The sequence below is a fragment of the Flavobacterium saccharophilum genome (assembly GCF_900142735.1).
Taxonomy (GTDB): domain Bacteria; phylum Bacteroidota; class Bacteroidia; order Flavobacteriales; family Flavobacteriaceae; genus Flavobacterium; species Flavobacterium saccharophilum.
Genome location: NZ_FRBY01000002.1, coordinates 742,835 through 760,713 on the forward strand (window position 1 = coordinate 742,835; position 17,879 = coordinate 760,713).

The 17,879-nt window shown below is 33.5% G+C and carries 17 protein-coding genes; 11 read left to right on the forward strand and 6 right to left on the reverse strand.

The features are described 5' to 3' along the window. Positions 1-174 precede the first annotated feature (174 nt). Positions 175-624, reverse strand: a complete 450-nt coding sequence (locus BUA98_RS08670; protein WP_072971194.1) for a hypothetical protein — start codon at positions 622-624, stop codon at positions 175-177. A 346-nt stretch (positions 625-970) separates the two neighbouring features. Continuing rightward, positions 971-2,320 carry a DEAD/DEAH box helicase gene (locus tag BUA98_RS08675; RefSeq protein ID WP_072971195.1) on the reverse strand — a complete coding sequence of 450 codons (1,350 nt, stop codon included), beginning with the start codon at positions 2,318-2,320 and terminating at the stop codon, positions 971-973. Between the two features lie 309 nt (positions 2,321-2,629). Between BUA98_RS08675 and BUA98_RS08680 the strand changes: the two genes are divergently transcribed. Further along, on the forward strand, positions 2,630-4,357 hold the full coding sequence (locus BUA98_RS08680; RefSeq protein ID WP_072971196.1) for a M14 family metallopeptidase: 1,728 nt from the start codon (positions 2,630-2,632) through the stop codon (positions 4,355-4,357). Positions 4,358-5,025: 668 nt separating this feature from the next. Here the strand turns inward: BUA98_RS08680 and BUA98_RS08690 are convergent. Beyond that, positions 5,026-5,256 carry a DUF4287 domain-containing protein gene (locus BUA98_RS08690; protein ID WP_072971895.1) on the reverse strand — a complete coding sequence of 77 codons (231 nt, stop codon included), beginning with the start codon at positions 5,254-5,256 and terminating at the stop codon, positions 5,026-5,028. A gap of 140 nt (positions 5,257-5,396) precedes the next feature. Further along, positions 5,397-6,008, reverse strand: coding sequence for an NUDIX hydrolase (locus BUA98_RS08695; protein WP_072971198.1), 612 nt, complete (start codon positions 6,006-6,008; stop codon positions 5,397-5,399). A gap of 7 nt (positions 6,009-6,015) precedes the next feature. Here BUA98_RS08695 and pyrE point away from each other — a divergent pair, with 7 nt between their 5' ends. Together pyrE and BUA98_RS08705 are read left to right on the forward strand one after the other, a co-directional pair. Continuing rightward, on the forward strand, positions 6,016-6,660 hold the full coding sequence (gene pyrE / locus BUA98_RS08700) for an orotate phosphoribosyltransferase (RefSeq protein WP_026982211.1): 645 nt from the start codon (positions 6,016-6,018) through the stop codon (positions 6,658-6,660). A 132-nt stretch (positions 6,661-6,792) separates the two neighbouring features. Then, on the forward strand, positions 6,793-7,185 hold the full coding sequence (locus BUA98_RS08705) for an orotate phosphoribosyltransferase (RefSeq protein WP_072971199.1): 393 nt from the start codon (positions 6,793-6,795) through the stop codon (positions 7,183-7,185). A gap of 214 nt (positions 7,186-7,399) precedes the next feature. Here BUA98_RS08705 and BUA98_RS08710 read toward each other — a convergent pair whose 3' ends face one another. Next, positions 7,400-8,140 (reverse strand): biotin--[acetyl-CoA-carboxylase] ligase, encoded by a 741-nt coding sequence (locus tag BUA98_RS08710; protein WP_072971200.1) that lies wholly within the window; start codon positions 8,138-8,140, stop codon positions 7,400-7,402. A 93-nt stretch (positions 8,141-8,233) separates the two neighbouring features. On the opposite strand from BUA98_RS08710, the gene rsfS reads away from it, so the two are divergent. The 7 genes from rsfS (at position 8,234) to BUA98_RS08745 (ending at position 13,864) form a co-directional block, all read left to right on the forward strand. Continuing rightward, a complete protein-coding gene (gene rsfS, locus BUA98_RS08715; protein WP_007809313.1) occupies positions 8,234-8,605 on the forward strand; it encodes a ribosome silencing factor in 372 nt (123 codons plus the stop codon). Between the two features lie 15 nt (positions 8,606-8,620). Then, on the forward strand, positions 8,621-10,546 hold the full coding sequence (ftsH, locus tag BUA98_RS08720) for an ATP-dependent zinc metalloprotease FtsH (protein ID WP_072971201.1): 1,926 nt from the start codon (positions 8,621-8,623) through the stop codon (positions 10,544-10,546). A gap of 113 nt (positions 10,547-10,659) precedes the next feature. Continuing rightward, positions 10,660-11,268: a lactate utilization protein B/C gene (locus BUA98_RS08725; RefSeq protein WP_072971202.1), complete on the forward strand. Its 609-nt coding sequence runs from the start codon at positions 10,660-10,662 to the stop codon at positions 11,266-11,268. 1 nt (position 11,269) lies between these two features. Further along, complete coding sequence (locus BUA98_RS08730; protein ID WP_072971203.1) at positions 11,270-12,160, forward strand: phosphatidate cytidylyltransferase; 891 nt, start codon at positions 11,270-11,272, stop codon at positions 12,158-12,160. Further along, positions 12,150-12,803, forward strand: coding sequence for a phosphatidylserine decarboxylase family protein (locus BUA98_RS08735; protein WP_072971204.1), 654 nt, complete (start codon positions 12,150-12,152; stop codon positions 12,801-12,803). The genes BUA98_RS08730 and BUA98_RS08735 overlap by 11 nt, the downstream gene beginning before the upstream one ends. After that, on the forward strand, positions 12,804-13,073 hold the full coding sequence (locus BUA98_RS08740) for an acyl-CoA-binding protein (protein ID WP_072971205.1): 270 nt from the start codon (positions 12,804-12,806) through the stop codon (positions 13,071-13,073). 8 nt (positions 13,074-13,081) lie between these two features. After that, complete coding sequence (locus BUA98_RS08745) at positions 13,082-13,864, forward strand: superoxide dismutase (protein WP_072971206.1); 783 nt, start codon at positions 13,082-13,084, stop codon at positions 13,862-13,864. Between the two features lie 55 nt (positions 13,865-13,919). Here the strand turns inward: BUA98_RS08745 and BUA98_RS08750 are convergent, their stop codons facing one another. Further along, positions 13,920-15,791, reverse strand: a complete 1,872-nt coding sequence (locus BUA98_RS08750; RefSeq protein ID WP_072971207.1) for an alpha-amylase family glycosyl hydrolase — start codon at positions 15,789-15,791, stop codon at positions 13,920-13,922. 366 nt (positions 15,792-16,157) lie between these two features. Between BUA98_RS08750 and BUA98_RS08755 the strand changes: the two genes are divergently transcribed. Continuing rightward, the gene (locus BUA98_RS08755) at positions 16,158-17,843 is read left to right on the forward strand and encodes an OstA-like protein (RefSeq protein ID WP_244279182.1); all 1,686 of its coding nucleotides are present in this window, start codon (positions 16,158-16,160) and stop codon (positions 17,841-17,843) included. Positions 17,844-17,879: the final 36 nt, after the last annotated feature.

Here is a 17,879-nt window from a genome sequence, read left to right on the forward strand (position 1 = left end):
AAACTTGACACTAAAAAAACCTGAAACTTGACCCGAGGCTTTAGCGGAATTGGCGAAGCAAACAAACAAAAAAGGCTATTCAAATTTGAATAGCCTTTTTTTTATAGTTTTAAAATTTCATGACAAAGGTTTAACTTGAAACAAATAAAACCTGAAACCTGAAACTAAAAAAAATTATTTTTGGAATAATTTATTGATTTGATCTTTCACGAATGGCTCAGAAATACTGCTTGTTGCTGAAGAAGCTTCTTTGCTTGAAACCATAAACTGAACTGTAGCTTTCTCAGGAATAACACTTCCTGTATAATGCAACCAGATATAATTGTTTGGCAATTCTAATTTGATATCATATAATGGGCTTGCACCAAAACCATTCATGATAATACTGTAAAGACTTGCGTAATCGTTATTAACGTTTTTAAACGTAAATTTTCTCAAAGACGAACCTTCTTCATCATCGTTTTGAATACTTGTGTAGTATACTGTGTATTCATCTCCGATTTTCTGAATGTAGTTGTTATTTACTTTTCCTAACTTCTCAACCGGAACAGTTTCCAAAACTTTAATTTGTGCGAAAGAGACAGCACTTAACAATAAAACGGCAATCGTAATAATTCTTTTCATAATTAATTTGGGGTTTATTATTTACTAGTACAATAAACGCAGAAATTATGATAAAATAAAGCGTTACCGGTTAATTTATTAACAAAAGATTAAGATTGTTGTTTAAAATTGATCTAGCCTTAGCAAAACAACAAATTAAAATATTAACAATCAATAAATTAACCATCATTCAAGATACTAAAAAACTACGAAAAACAAGTTAAAATCACGCTTTTACAGACCTCAAAAAGGTTTAAAAAAGAAAAAAAATTACTACAAAAACAATTAAAAATGGAGGCTAAGGTTTTTAAAATTATAACGAATTAACTTCAAAAAAATCTCAAACCTGAAACTTGAAACAAAAAAACTATCTTTCTTCTTCTTTCTTCACTACTTTTCTCGCAACTTCAATTTTGAATTTCTTGCCTTTCATTTTTTCATCCTTCACGTTTTTCAGCAAGTCTTTTACTTTATTGTATCGTACTGCTGCAAACGAAATGAAATCTTTTACTTCAATTAAACCCAAATCCCCTTTTTCGAGTTTTCCTTTTTGAGAAAAGAAACCAACAATATCAATCTTATTTAGTTTTGTTTTCTTTCCACCACTAATGTAGATCGTTTGATATTCCGGAGGTTTTGGTAATGTTGTAGTATTCTCGACTTTTAGTACTTCCATACCATAGTCGATATAATCCAGTTTTTTTTCACTTTCGTGAATGATGATATACGCCGTCCCTGAAGCCTGCATACGTGCCGTACGACCGTTACGATGCGTAAATTCGTCTTCTTTTAAAGGCAAATGATAATGAATTACATGTTTCATTTCAGGAATATCTAATCCACGTGCCGCTAAATCGGTTGTGATTAAATAACTCATACTTCCGTTTCTAAACTGAATCAAAGCGCGCTCACGCTCATCCTGATCCATACCGCCGTGATAATAGGTCGCGTAGATTCCTTTTTCGTTCAAAGTATCACTGATACGTTCTGCCGCATCACGGTGATTACAAAATATAATAGCCGATTGTGATTTTAACGAACAAATCAAGTTAAATAAACTTTCTAATTTATCTTTTGCTGGTGAAACCACCATTTTCATGGATAGGTTTGCCTTTTCTTCTTCTTCCGGAATAAAATCTAAAACGGTTGGATTAACCACTCTTGTATATCTTGGAATCTCAATATCTGATGTAGCCGAAACCAAAACACGTTTATTCAGTTTCGTTAATTTTCCAATGATGTATGACATTTGCTCGTGGAAACCCAATTGCAATGATTTGTCAAATTCATCTAAAATTAAAGTCTGAATTTTATCTGTACGGAAAGTATCTCTGTCGATATGATCAGCAATTCTACCCGGAGTTCCAATTAAAACCGCAGGAGGATTGCTTAAATTCTTGATTTCAGTATCGATTGAATGTCCACCGTAACAGATATTCACTTTATATTGTGTTCCCATTTTCTTCCAAACCTGCTCAATTTGCAAACCTAATTCACGCGAAGGCACTAAAATTAAACATTGCACTGAAAGAATTTCAGGCTGTAATAATTCTAAAACCGGAAGTAAAAAAGCTAATGTTTTTCCTGATCCTGTTGGAGAAAGCAGTAAAACATTGTTATCGTTTAAAATTGCGTCTTGAGCAACTTCTTGCATTTCGTTCAGGCTTTCAATTCCTAAATTCGAAAGTATGTTGTTGGAATGGTGTTTTTTATTCATTTTGCAAAAGTAGGTAAAAAAAGTTGTTTCAGGTTTTTCTTGTTTCAGGTTTCAGGTTTTCTAAACTTTGTCTATAATTTTTACCGCAAAGTTTACAAAGGTTTTTTTAATAGATTGTGTTTAGAATGTGTTGACAAACACAAAGTTCGCAAAGCTTTGTGAACTTTGCGTATCCCGATAGCTATCGGGATTGCGTGCTTTGCGGTAAATGTCAAAGTTGCTCTATTCTCATTTCAACTTGAAACTTGAAACAAGAAAAACTTGAAACTAATTTTTTCTATATTTGACTTCTATTAAAAACCCAAATTCATGAAATTTTTTACCATTGTCATTTCACTTTTCACACTGACTACTTTCGCTCAAAACAATAAAAAATACGATACCTTTTTTGAGAAAGGAAACGGAAATCAATCGGCCTCTTATGAGGAAACAATTAAGTACTTTAAACTCTTAGCCAATGATTTTCCGACCATTCAAATGAAAGAAATGGGATTAACAGATTCAGGAGAACCTTTGCATATGGTAACTTTTAATCCGGATAAGGAATTTGATTTTGATAAGATTCAGAAAACTAAAGCAGTTCTTTTTATCAACAACGGTATTCACGCTGGAGAGCCCGACGGAATAGATGCCACTATGCAATTCTACAGAGATTTGGCCATCGGAAAAATGAAAGCGCCCAAAAACACGGTTTTAGTTTGTATTCCGGTTTATAATATTGGCGGTGCTTTAAACCGAAATTCAACTACAAGGGCTAATCAGGACGGACCGGAAGTTTATGGCTTTAGAGGAAATGCCCGAAACTATGATTTGAATCGTGATTTAATGAAATCGGACACTCGAAATACGAAGAGTTTTGTTGCCATTTTTCAAAAAATAAATGCCGATGTTTTTATCGATAATCATGTGAGTAATGGTTCTGATTACCAATACAAACTGACTTATATTATGACACAACATAACAAATTAGGAACTGTTTTAGGCGATTATATGAACGATGTAATGATGCCGGCTTTGGTGAAAGATTTACAGCAAAAGAAAATCGAGACAACGCCTTATGTCGATTCATTTAAAGATACTCCAGACAAAGGTTTTGGGCAGTTTGTCGACAGTCCCAGATATACAACAGGTTATACATCTTTGTTTAACACTATCGGGTTTGTAGTTGAAACACATATGTTAAAAAAATATGCTGAGCGCGTAAAGATGACGTATGAATACATGAAATCGACTATGGATTTTACTGATGCCAATTATCAAAAAATAAAAGAATTGCGTGTCAAAAATCTGGAACAATATCAGCCCAAAAAACCGTATACCTTAAAATGGGAACTGGATAGCACAAAAGCGACCACTTTTTCGTTTTTAGGCTACGAAGCCGGATACAAAAAAAGTGACGCTACAACCGGAAATCGTTTGTATTACGATCGTAGTAAACCGTATAAAAAAGATGTCCCTTATATAAAAGAATTCAAATCACTCAAAGATGTTGTTATTCCGTCTGCTTATATCATTCCGCGTGGTTATTGGAATATTATTGATCTTTTGAAGAACAATAATATTGCGTTTACACAACTTAAAAACGATACCATTATTGAAGTAGAAAGTTATAGAATTGCAGATTTTAAAACGTTCTCAAATGCTTACGAAGGACATTATTTACACTACAATACGAAAGTAACTTCTAAAAATGTGAAAATGGCTTTTGCCAAAGGAGACTATCTTGTTTCAACAAAACAGAAAGGCGTAAAATATTTAGTAGAAGCTTTTGAACCAGAAGGCGTTGATTCTTTCTTTAACTGGAATTTCTTTGATCCTATTCTACAGCAAAAAGAGCATTATTCAGAATATATTTTTGAAGATACGGCTGGAAAGCTGCTAAAGGATAATCCACAACTAAAAGCTGAATTAGAAACAAAAAAACAAAACGATCGCGAATTTGCGAAAAACGCTGAAGCGCAATTAAACTGGATTTATAAGAACTCTGTTTATTATGAAAAGGCTCATATGCAGTATCCTGTTTATCGATTGCTTTAAGTTAATTAACCGCAATCCCGATAGCTATCGGGAGCTAAGATTTTTTTTTGAAATTGCGTGGATTGAAAAGACTCTAAGATCGCAAAGCTGTTCGTTAAAATCTTTGTAAACAAAAAGAGGATTAAAAATGATTAGAAAAATACTAAGCCCAATAATAATTTCAGTAATTCAAATTGTTGTTTTAGCAATTATTCATCAAAGTCTGAATTATTTCTATCCAATACAACATAGATCAGTTGGTTTTGGATTGACCATATTATCCACTCGATATGTTTTTATATTTTCAATTTTTTTATTCAATTTTTATCTGGAATTTTTCAGGAGAAATATTTATTGGATCGGATTTTGTCTTTTAATTCTAACTAGCATTTTACCATTATCAGCATTTAATGAAAGACCTTTTAGAAGCCTGTTCTTAATTCTGCTAACTTTATGTGGATTTTTATCTTCTCTAGCTTTGAATAAATGGAGAATGAAAATTAATATGAAAACTGAAACAAACTTTTGAAAATGAGTTCGCGTGAGGGATAGGAGCTGGCTACCGAAGTAGCGCGGATAGCCCGACAGCATCCTGATAAGTGGGCGTATATACATAAAGTAATTTGCCCACTTATCCGGATGGTGGCACGCCCTAATTATATATACGCTAAAATAATAAATGGAATTAATTACTGACTATTCTCGTCTTTTATACCTTTAAGCAAGGCATAAATTGCCATTGCATGTCCCTGACCTAAGTCAAAATCTTCTTTAAGCCAAGTAACGATATCTCCAGCTTTTACATCGGGTTTGAGTTTTCCGTCTTGTGTGAAGCTTTTTTGTTCTGCCAAAGTCCTGAATTCAGCCGGACCATTACCAGTCTTTTCTTTTATTGTTCTTAAATATCCTTGAAATGACATAACAATATTTATTAGTTGGTTCATCTATATATACGAAAATACAAATAAAAATTTAGATTTACTAACAACTAATATTCTATCTCGAAGCGTTGCAAATAAAGTCTTATCTTGCCTCTTGCTTCTTTCTTCTTGCCTCTAACCTACTCTTCAACAGAAATCTTACTCTCTTCTTCAAAAAGTAATTTAATGTTTTCGTAAGAGTTTTTCAAAGCTTCTTTGATTTGTTCGGGATTTAACCAGGCTACTTTTTCGATTCCTTCTTCGATTTGACCTTGCGGCGTTCCTTCAAAATCAGAAAACATTTCGAACCAATGTGTGATTTTGAGTTTGTATTTTCCGTTTCGTTTAAAAACGTGATAGGTTTTCTGGAGCTTATTTACGATTCGGAGTTTTCCTACGCCGGTTTCCTCTTCGACTTCACGCATGGCAGTGTCCTCTATTTCCTCGCCTTTTTCGATTCCGCCTTTTGGTAAATCCCATTTTCCGTTCCTGAAAATGAATAAAACTTCTCCATTTTTATTGTACACAAAGCCTCCTCCCGCTTTACTAACTGGGATTTTAGCTTTTAATGTCTTCATAATTTCCTTTTCGTCAGGATGATATAGGTAAGCCTTTTGAATTTTATTTTGAAAAATTTTCACTATAAGCTGTTCAATATCAATACTCTCCAACAGGAACAATTGAAAATTAGTCTCTCTTGAGATTTCATTTGTCAAAAAAAGTGGTTTGTCGTTCACAAAAACTTTATACATTTGTATTATGATTTTTAATAAAGATACTGCCGAAAAAACAGCCGAATTGCTTTTGCAAATAAATGCAATTAAATTGAATCCAGAAAATCCTTTTACATGGGCTTCTGGATGGAAATCGCCTATTTATTGTGATAATAGGTTAATTCTTTCATTTCCGATCATCCGAAATTACGTTCGTGATGAATTTGCGAAAAACATTGAAAAACAATTTGGAAAACCAGATGTTATTGCCGGTGTTGCCACTGGAGCTATTGGAATTGGAATTCTTGTTGCTGAAAGCCTTGGATTACCATTTGTATACGTGCGCCCAGAAGCTAAAAAACACGGAAGACAAAACCAGGTTGAAGGTTTTTTACAAAAAGGACAAAATGTAGTTGTCGTTGAAGATTTAATTAGTACCGGAAACAGCAGTTTGATGGCTGTTGAAGCTTTACGCAATGAAGGTGCTAATATTAAAGGGATGGCAGCGATTTTCACCTACGGCTTTGGTGTTGCTGAAGAAAACTTTAAAAGCGCAAATATTGACTTATACACGCTAAGCAACTACGAAAACCTATTGGAACTAGCAGTTCAAAAACAATATATTACCGAAGAGCAGCAATCTACTTTACAAGAATGGAACGCAATTCCATCAACTTGGGGACAGGATTAATTTTACATTTTAGATTGTCGATTTTAGATTAGATCTAGCTTTGCGAACTTTGTGTTTATAATAAATTTACAATATAAAAAAAACCTTTGCACCCTTTGCGGTTAAAAAAAAATAAAAAATAAAAAATAAAATATGAACTTAGAAAGTCCAAAAGTTACTGTTCAGAAATCAGCTCAAGATCTTTTTGATCAATTGACTGATGTTAAGAATTTTGAAAAATTAATGCCGGATAATATCGCTAAATTTGAAGTGATTGGTGAAGATGCTTTTATTTTTGGATTGAAAGGTATGCCGGAAATAAAATTAAAAATGAAAGAAAAAGTTGCGCCAAACAAAATTGTTTTGGGAGCTGCAAGCGATAAACTTCCTTTTACTTTGGTTTCAAACATTGACAGCGTTTCAGATTCATCAAGTGAAGTACAACTTTTATTTGAAGGAGAATTCAACGCCATGATGGCGATGATGATCAAAGGACCAATTAGTAAATTCATTGAAACTTTAGCTAACAATATGACTAAATTGTAATTGTTAATTATAAATTGTTAATTGTTAATTCGCTATTTACATAAAATATAAAGCCTGATTTTACGATCGGGCTTTTTTTTGCCACAAAGGCGCTAAGGCACTAAGTTTTTTTTTAGAATAATCTCGCAAAGACGCCAAGCCGCAAAGTTTAATTACATTTTATCGCATTCGTAGCAAACCTCTGAACCTTTGTTTCTCTGCAGCTTTAAACCTCTCAATAAAGCATTTGAACTTCCTTAATATCAAACTCCGAAACAGAATCGTCTTCCAATAAAATTTGAATTTTTCCCACTGAAGAAACGCCTTGTATTATTCCCATGAAGTTTTGTCCGGACGCATCGGAATTGAGGCTTTTAAATGGCATTGGGATACCTTTTCTGAATAGCGTATTAAAATATTCATTCCAAAAAATAGCCGAATTTGATTCCCAAGACGCAATTTTCTGTTGTATTTTTTCAATAATTAAAGCCGGTAGCAATTCTTTGTTAAAAGGATGTCCGGAAATAACTGCCAAGGAAGAAGCATTTGGTAATTCGTCGAAATTTGTTTGGTTTACATTCAGTCCTAATCCAACTACTGACACGATCCTGCCATCGCTTTTGATGGTATTTTCGATTAGTATGCCACCAATCTTTTTATTGTATGACATAATGTCGTTAGGCCATTTTATACTTAAATCAGGAATATTTAATGATTTTAAAGCCTCAATTACGGATAAGGAAACGATTAAGCTCAAATTAAAAACCTGCTCATTATCATAAAGAAAATCCTTGACCAAGGCACTCATAATTAAGTTTTTACCCGATTCCGACTCCCATTTCGCCCCCATTTGCCCCTTGCCTTTTGTCTGATTTTCAGCTGTTACCACAGTAAAATTATCAAGTTCATCCTGGCTTGATAATGCTTTAAGAAAGTCGTTTGTCGAATCTATGGCATCGAGTTTGATTAGTTTCATTCAAATAATTTAAATAACTTAATTTAATATTTTGTTAAGGTTCAAAAATAATCACAAATTTTGGTAACTTTACAAATTCATATAAAATAATTCATGGCGAAAAAGACTATTAATAATGATGTTCTACTGGCGAACATAATAAAGGGGATTGAAGAAGTAAAAGGAAATGATATTGATATTCTTGACTTAAGAGAAATAGACACGGCTGTTTGTGACTATTTTGTCATTTGCAACGGAAGCTCTAACACTCAAGTTAACGCCATTGTAAACTCAATCCAAAAAACAGTATCTAAAGATTTAAAAGATAAACCGTGGCACGTAGAAGGAACCGATAACGCGGAATGGGTTCTTATGGATTATGTGCACATCGTGGTACATGTTTTCCAAAAACACATACGTGAATACTATAATATCGAAAGCCTTTGGGGTGATGCCAAAATAACTACAATCGAAAACAAATACTAAAGAAAATTTTTTCTAATGGCTAAAGATAATAATCCAAATCCGAGTAAATTTAAAATAAGTCCTTGGTTAATATATACCGCAATACTTTTAGTTTTTTTATTTATAAGTTTTGCAACCGGAGGATCTAACTTAAGCGAACCTGCTCAATTAACTTCTTCTAAATTCAATGTTTTATTAGAAAAAGGTCAAATTGAAAAAGTGATCGTTTATAATAAAGCTGAAGCAGAAGTTTATTTAACTGCCGCTGCTCTTAAAGATGCAGCCAATAAGAAGGTAGCAAAGGACATGTTTGACAGAGTAAACAAAGGTCCACACTATACTTTAGAAATTGGTAACGACCAGATTTTTCAAACTAAATTAGAAAAAGCAGTTGGCGAAGGCAAACTGAAAGATTTTAATTTCTTGCAGAAAAACAATTGGAGTGACATTTTAATCAGTCTACTTCCAATTATCATCATTATTGGTGTATGGATTTTCATTATGCGTAAAATGTCAGGCGGCGCTGGTGGCGGTGGCGGACAAATTTTCAACATTGGAAAATCGAAAGCTAAATTGTTTGACGAGAAAACAGATATCAAAACAACATTTAAAGATGTTGCTGGTTTAGAAGGTGCAAAAGAAGAAATACAAGAAATTGTAGAATTCCTGAAAAACCCTGAAAAATATACAAACCTTGGAGGAAAAATTCCAAAAGGAGCTTTACTTGTAGGACCTCCGGGAACTGGTAAAACTTTATTAGCTAAAGCTGTAGCCGGTGAAGCTCAAGTACCTTTCTTCTCACTATCAGGTTCTGATTTCGTTGAGATGTTCGTTGGGGTTGGTGCTTCACGTGTTCGTGACTTATTCAAACAAGCTAAAGAAAAATCTCCTGCTATCATTTTCATCGACGAGATTGATGCTGTTGGTAGAGCAAGAGGAAAAAGCAATATGTCAGGCGGAAATGACGAAAGAGAAAATACTTTGAACCAATTATTGACAGAAATGGACGGTTTTGGTACAAACTCTAACGTCATCGTTTTGGCTGCAACCAACAGAGCTGATGTTCTTGACAAAGCTTTAATGCGTGCCGGGCGTTTTGACAGACAAATTTTTGTTGACTTACCAGACATTCGCGAAAGAGCTGAAATCTTTAAAGTTCACTTAGCTCCTATCAAAAAAATTGAAGGCCTTGATTTAGACTTTTTAGCAAAACAAACTCCGGGATTCTCTGGTGCTGATATCGCTAACGTTTGTAACGAGGCTGCCTTAATTGCTGCACGTAACAACAAAACTGCAGTAGACAGACAAGATTTCCTTGATGCTGTTGACAGAATCATTGGTGGCCTTGAAAAGAAAAATAAAATTATTACTCCAGAAGAGAAAAGAGCAATTGCAATTCACGAAGCGGGTCACGCCACTGTAAGCTGGATGTTAGAGCATGCTGCACCACTTATTAAAGTAACAATTGTGCCTCGCGGACAAAGTTTAGGAGCTGCATGGTACTTACCAGAGGAAAGACAAATCGTTAGAACAGATCAAATGTTAGACGAAATGTGTGCAACTATGGGCGGAAGAGCTGCTGAAAAAGTAACTTTTGACAGAATTTCGACTGGTGCATTAAGCGATTTAGAAAAAGTTACACGTCAGGCTCGTGCTATGGTTACGATTTACGGTTTGAATGAAAAAATCGGAAACGTTACTTATTATGACTCAAGCGGACAAAGTGAATACAACTTCTCTAAACCGTATTCTGATGAGACTGCAAAAGTTATTGACAAAGAAATTTCAGAATTAATTGAAGGTCAATACCAAAGAGCAATTCAAATCTTAGAAGAAAACAAAGACAAGTTAAATCAGCTTGCTGATATATTAATAGAAAAAGAAGTTATTTTTAAAGATGACTTAGAAACAATTTTCGGAAAACGTACTTTTGACAAAAATCTGGAAGAAGTGGTTTCGTAAATTATTCAGAAATATGTAATATTTTTTAAAATCTTAATTCAAAATAGCCTTTTGAATTAAGATTTTTTTATCTTTGAACGTTTTCAATTAACATGTAAAGTATTTCATATAAAATGAATTTTTTCAAAAAAATATTTGGTTCTAGCGACGCCGCATCTGACGAAGAACATGAAAGCGAATATGGAGGAGGTAATCCAATTCCGAACAGTCATTTATCTATTGACGAGCAATTCATTTTCAATTTCAAGAAAAATGGTGGTAAGTTTTTGTATTGTGAAAACAAACAGGAAGTTGCGGAACAATTTGAAAACATTTTAGAAGAAAATGATTGGTTCGAAAACGAAGTTTTATGTTATGAACCAGGTCTTTTTCATTTACTGGAGGAGAATAAACTCATTTATGTTTCACCAAGAGCTCCTAAATTTTTATTAGCTTCTTGTGAAAACCTTATAGCCGATGAAGGTTCGATTTTGTTTTCATCAAAACAAATCAGACAGGATAAACCAAATGAATTGCCGGCAAATATCGTTATTATAGCCACTACCAGCCAGATCTTACCAATGAAAAGTGACGGATTAAGTGCTATTAAACGAAAATACGAAAGAGACTACCCTACCAATATTACTACAATAAAATATTTCGAAAAAGCAAAAGAGGAAGATTTTACACAATACGGAAGTGTTGCAAAAAATCTTTATTTATTGCTTTTAGAAGACCTTTAAGATGAACGAAACACTCAAGAGAACCATTTCTGGTGCTGTTTATATCGCTTTATTATTAACTGCAATTCTGTTTTCTACTGAAAGCTTTATTATCCTTTTTGGTCTTTTCTTAATAATTACAATTTACGAATTTTGCAATTTAGTTAATCTTAGCAAAGTCTTTTCTATTCTTTTTGGAATCCTGTTATACAGCTCAATTCTGTTAGTAAGTCATTATAACAAAGAGACTACTTCGTATTTAAACACTACATTCAATTCAGACTTAGTTTTAAACACCAATATTCAGCAATTAGATCTTGTCTTACTGGCTGTAACATTGGTGATTGCTATAAAATGTATTTTATTTTTGTTTTATGACAATATTCAAAGCGTAAGTACCTCTTCAAAATATTTGTATTTATTAGGATACATTGTATTACCATTTATATTTATTGTTAAAATTTCTTTTGGCACCAATGATTATAATCCAAAAATCATTCTTGGCTTATTCATCTTAATCTGGACCAATGATACTTTTGCTTATCTGGTTGGAAAATCGATGGGAAAACATAAATTATTTGAACGCGTTTCTCCTAAAAAAACTATTGAAGGTTTTATTGGCGGTGTTGTATTTGCTGCTTTCGCAGGATTTTTAATTTCTAAATTATACATTCAGCCAAAACCTGAGTTTAGCAGTAAATCTATTCTAATCTGGACGATAATCGCTTTAATTGTAAGCATTTTTGGTACCATTGGAGATTTGATTGAATCAAAATTTAAAAGAATTGCCGGTGTAAAAGACAGCGGCTCCATAATGCCAGGTCATGGAGGCATCTTAGATCGACTAGATAGTGTTATATTTGTAGCACCAATTATATTTTTATTTTATCAAATTTTATATTATGTTTCATAAAGAGGGAGGCCCATCCATTTTATTAGGTACTGTTTTTGCAGTTGCTGTACTTTTAATTGCTGACAAATTCATTGATATTAGTTGGTTAAGAATTCTGGTGCAAGTTGCCGGTATAGCAGTATTGATTATTATTTTGCAATTTTTCAGAAACCCAAAAAGAATCGCAATTAGAAACAGCAATCACATTCTTGCTCCGGTAGACGGAAAAGTTGTGGTTATTGAAGAAGTTTATGAAGGTGAATTTTTTAAAGACAAACGTTTACAGGTTTCTATTTTTATGTCACCAATAAATGTACACGTTACGCGTTATGCTATGGACGGAATTATCAAATTCAGTAAATATCATCCGGGTAAGTTTTTGGTTGCATGGCATCCAAAAGCAAGTGAAGAAAATGAAAGAACCACTGTTGTTATTGAAAACGAAACCTTTGGTCAGATACTATACAGACAAATTGCAGGTGCTTTAGCGCGCAGAATTGTAAACTACGCTCAAGAAGGAATGCAGGTCGTTCAGGGTACTGATGCAGGTTTCATAAAATTTGGTTCAAGAGTAGATTTATTTTTACCTTTAGGTACCGAAATTAATGTAGAATTGAATCAAAAAGCAATTGGTGGAAAAACCATTATTGCTACAAAAGCATAAATGACCGAAAAAGATTTAGATACTCGTTTTTCAGAGGCTGTAGAAATTGCTTTAAAAATGACTCAGTCCTCACTGCCACAAGATGTGCAGCTAAGACTGTATGCTTATTATAAACAGGCTACTTTTGGTACGGCAGTATACAACCAATCTGAGAACTTTGATTTACGTGATGCATTTAAAACAAATGCATGGATGCAAATTAGTCATATATCCATTGACGAAGCAAAGGAAAATTACATTGAAATCATAAATTCTCTAACATCAAAATAAATTACATTATGAAGAAAAATTTTATTCGCTTTGGCATTTTAACTTCATTCTTCGTATTATTTTCTTGTAATGATAGCAATAAATTAACCGAAGTTGTTGAAGTTCCTCTACCAACAAAAGAAGAGAAAATAACAATTGGGACGCCTGAAGAAGTGAAAGCCGATCCAGGTTCGTTTGAACTTACGAAATTGACTTTTGCTTATGATGGACTAGCACCTGACATACGTTCTCTAACTTTAGAAACACACTATTCGAAACATTATTTAACTTATACGAATAATTTAAACAAAGAAATTGTTTCGACGGAATTTGAAAACATGCCGATTGAAGATATTCTGAAAAAAATGGATCTTAGTAATGCTAAGCTTCGTCAAAACGCAGGAGGATATTACAATCATACGATGTACTTTAATCTTTTGACACCAAAAGAGCAGACTCCTAAAGACACTTTAGCAGGTTCTATCAATAAAGAATTTGGTTCTTTTAATAACTTAACGAACCAATTTAAAGCGATGGCAACGAAACAATTTGGATCGGGATGGGTTTGGCTGGTTGTTGACAGATATGGAAAACTTCAAGTAACCCTTACAGGAGATCAGGATAATCCATTAATGAAAAATGCCTTGATTCCCGGAACTCCAATTATGGGAATTGATTTATGGGAACATGCTTATTACTTAGATTACCAAAACAGAAAAGGAACTTATATTGATGCTTTTTATAAACATGTTAACTGGGAAAAGGTAAACGAAAATTATAAAGAGGCTTTAAAGAAAGTCAAAAAAGTATAAAACGAAAAAGCTGATACAATGTATCAGCTTTTTTTATGTCTTCTTATATCGAATCTTATTTCAATTCGAATATAAACGATTCAGAAGGTGCAATTTTTACTTTTGCAATTCCTTCTCCATTATTCACTTTTAACTGCACTGCATCCTTTTGATACAACTGATCTGTCAATTGGTATTCTCCATCTTTTAAATTCCATTTTGAAATAATCTCCGAAGGAACTTTTAATTCAAATTCACTTGTTTTTTCAGAAGAGAAATTCACAACAACAACTAGTTTTTGCTTTTCGGACCAACGCACATAAGAATAAAGTGATTCATCATAACCGGCATGGTTCTGACGGTTTACAGATTGAATTTCCTGATAACTTCCCATCAAAGCTGAACTATTAATTGAAAAATTCAGTAATCGTTTGTAAAAGTCACGTAAATTTTTCTCTGAATCAGAAAGTTGTCCTCCGTCAAACTTTCCTTCATTCATCCATTTTTGATGATTTGGCACTCCTATATAATCAAAGATAGAAGTTCTGGAACGCGTTCCAAATCCGGCATTTTCATTTCCAGCCTCTCCTACTTCCTGTCCAAAATAAACCATTGTTGGCGAGGTACTAATTGTAGTTGAAATAACCATTAAAGGTTTACCGCGCTCAGGAGATCCTGCAAATTCAGGACTCGCTAAACGCTGTTCATCATGATTATCCAAAAAATGAAGCATATGATGTTCAATATCTGACATTCCTTTTTGAATATCTGATAAACCGTCTGGTGATGATTTTCCTTTTATGATATCTTTCAGCTTATCGTAAGTTTCTACTTTATCATATAAATAATCCATCTTTCCTAAACGAATATAATTGCGATATTCATTTGGATTGTAAACTTCTGCCAATAAAAAAGCATTTGGATTTTTCATCTTAATAGCCGAATTCATATAACTCCAGAATTCGTATGGAACCATTTCAGCCATGTCATAACGAAAACCGTCAACACCTTTTGCTGTCCAATACAAAGCAATCGATTTAAACTTTTTCCATGAATCAGGCACATCTTTATCCTGCCAAAAAGCAAAATGTTCCTGATATGATTTTTGATCAAATCCAGCCGGAAGTTCTGGAAAGTCTTTTGAACCATCAGGGCGAATTCCGTAATTTACTTTTACCGTTTCGTACCAGTCATTCTGGTCCGGTTTCACTTTTCTGGAACCATTACCTGTCCATTTTGCAGGATTCTCATCAAATACACCATCAACTAAGGGATTCTTTTCACCATTTAACGGGACATCTCCATCAGGGATTTCAAAATGACTTTTCGGTATATAGTAGAAATTATTATCTCTCTTATACTCCACACTTACATCATCATTGGCTCCAAAATCCTTTATCCCTTCCGGATTATTTTTCCCTTCATACTTTCGCGCAATATGATTGGGTACAATATCAATAATAAGCTTCAAACCTGCTTTGTGTGTACGAGCAATTAATGCTTCAAATTCCTGTAATCGATTTGCAGGATTTACAGCTAAATCAGGATTTACATTATAATAATCTTTAACCGCGTAAGGTGACCCTGCACGACCTTTTACCACTTCAGGATCATCATTTGAAATTCCATAAGCGGTATAATCCCTAACCAATGCATGGTGAGGAACGCCGGTGTACCAAATATAAGTTACGCCTAAATCTTTAATTTCATGAAGAGCAGTGTCTGTAAAATCATTGAACTTTCCAACTCCATTTTCTTCAATGGTTCCCCATGGTTTGTTGGTGGTGTTTTTATTTCCAAATAAGCGTGTAAAAACCTGATAGACTACAGTTTTCTTCTCTGTAGCAATTTCTTCCTTAGACGTATTCATTTTCAAATCTTTTGTTTTACATGCCGAAAACAGCACGGTTACAGCCATTCCTGCAACTATATTTTTTTTATTTATCATACTCTTTTTTATAATCTGATCTTTCTGAGTTTTAAAATTAAATCACTTCTTCTAAAAAACCATTTTCTAAATTTAATCTAATTTTTAAAACTCAAAAGAAAGTGATTTTAACTTCTAATCAAAAAACAAAACTACAACGTAATAGTTATCCGATTTGTTGGTAACTTAAAAGATTCAAAGTTACAAAGTTTAAAAAAGACAAAGAGACAAACGTTTTCTAAACTGCTTAACTCAACAAACCCTAAAGCCTTTGAGCCTTTGCCTCTTTGTTCCGAAGCTTCGGGATTGCACTTAAAAAATATAAATTAATCCTAATATCCATAAAGGTTGTATCCTTTTTCATAAATTTGACAAAAATTTAATCAATTGAAGAAATCACTCTTTTTCATATTTTATTGTTTGCTTCTAGTAAGTGTTCAAAGCATTTTTGCGCAGGCACCAAAAAAAATTATTGTAGAAAATGCCGATAACTCTTATGTGGATCAGGAAGCAGTACCTGATGCTCTTTTGTTAGCTGGAAACGTAAAAATAAATCATGATGGCGTCGTCCTAACTTGTAATAAAGCCTATTTTTTTCAGAAAGAAAATTATCTAAAAGCCTTTGGAGACGTACAGTTAGTGCAAGGTGATACTTTATTTTTAAATAGTAAGTATGCTGAATATAACGGGAATATGAAAAAGGCATTTGCTACTGGAAATGCTGTTATGACTTCTCCAGATGCAACCTTAGCAACTGATACCATTAATTTTGACCGCAATGTTCAGGAAGTATTTTACAATACAAAAGGTACAATCGTTAATAAAGACAATACCTTAGTTAGTAAATCAGGCAGATATTATGTAGCTGAGAAAAAATTTCAGTTTTTAACCGAAGTAACACTAACGAATCCTAAATATGTCGTAAAATCAAATCATCTGGATTATTACAGTAATTCAGGACACACCTACTTACTTGGGCCATCAACAATTACGAGTAAAGCCAACTATATTTATACCGAAAAAGGCTTTTATGATACCAAGAAAAACCTCGCGCATTTTCTTAGAAAATCGTATATAAAATATGATGACAGACGTATTGAGGGTGACAGTTTGTATTATAATCGAAATATCGAATTTGCATCAGCAACGCGAAATGTAAAAATTACCGATTCCATAAATCGCGGAATCGTAAAAGGACATTATGCAGAAGTTTACAAACTGAAAGATTCTATGTTTGTAACGAAAAGAGCTGTAGCAGTTAACTTTGTTGAGAACGATTCAGTTTACATTCACGGAAAAAAATTAATGGTTACCGGAAAAGAAGGTGAACGAATCCTGAGAGCTTACAACAATGTTCGTTTTTTTAAAATAGATATGAGCGGAAAATGTGATTCTATACATTCAAACTCCAAAACAGCTTTGACAAAATTAATAGGAAATCCAATCCTATGGAATGGTGACAATCAAATTACGGGCGATGTAATGCATTTAATTGGTGACAATACTACCAAAAAACTGGATTCCTTAAAAGTGCTCAATAATACTTTTCTCGTCTCGCGGGATACACTGGGAACAGGATTTAACCAGGTAAAAGGACTCAATTTATTTGGGAAATTCAGAGATGGAAAGCTCCATGATGTAGATGTCATCAAAAATACCGAAGTAATTTATTATATGCGAAATGAAGCGAATGAGCTCATCGGAATTAATAAAAATGTCAGCAGTAAAATCAATCTTATTTTAGAGAATAATGCGGTTGAAACTATCACATTTTATAATAAAGTAGACGGCGATATATATCCAGAAGCCGATTTACCTGAAAATGCACGAAAATTAAGAGGTTTAGTCTGGCGTGGCGATGAAAGAATTAAATCGAAAGATGATATTTTTACTGCGGAAGAAAATGAAGAAAATGACAAACTAATTCAGGCAGGAAAAGACCAGGAAGCCAAAGATAAAGACGTCCCACTGAAAGTCAGGAAAGAAACGCGTGATTACGACAAAAAGAAACCCGCAGTAAAAACAAATGCAGCTAAAGCGGATACAACGAGAACAGCAAAGGCTAAGAAGTAGTTTTCAGTCTCAGTCACAGTTTTCAGCGTAAAGCTT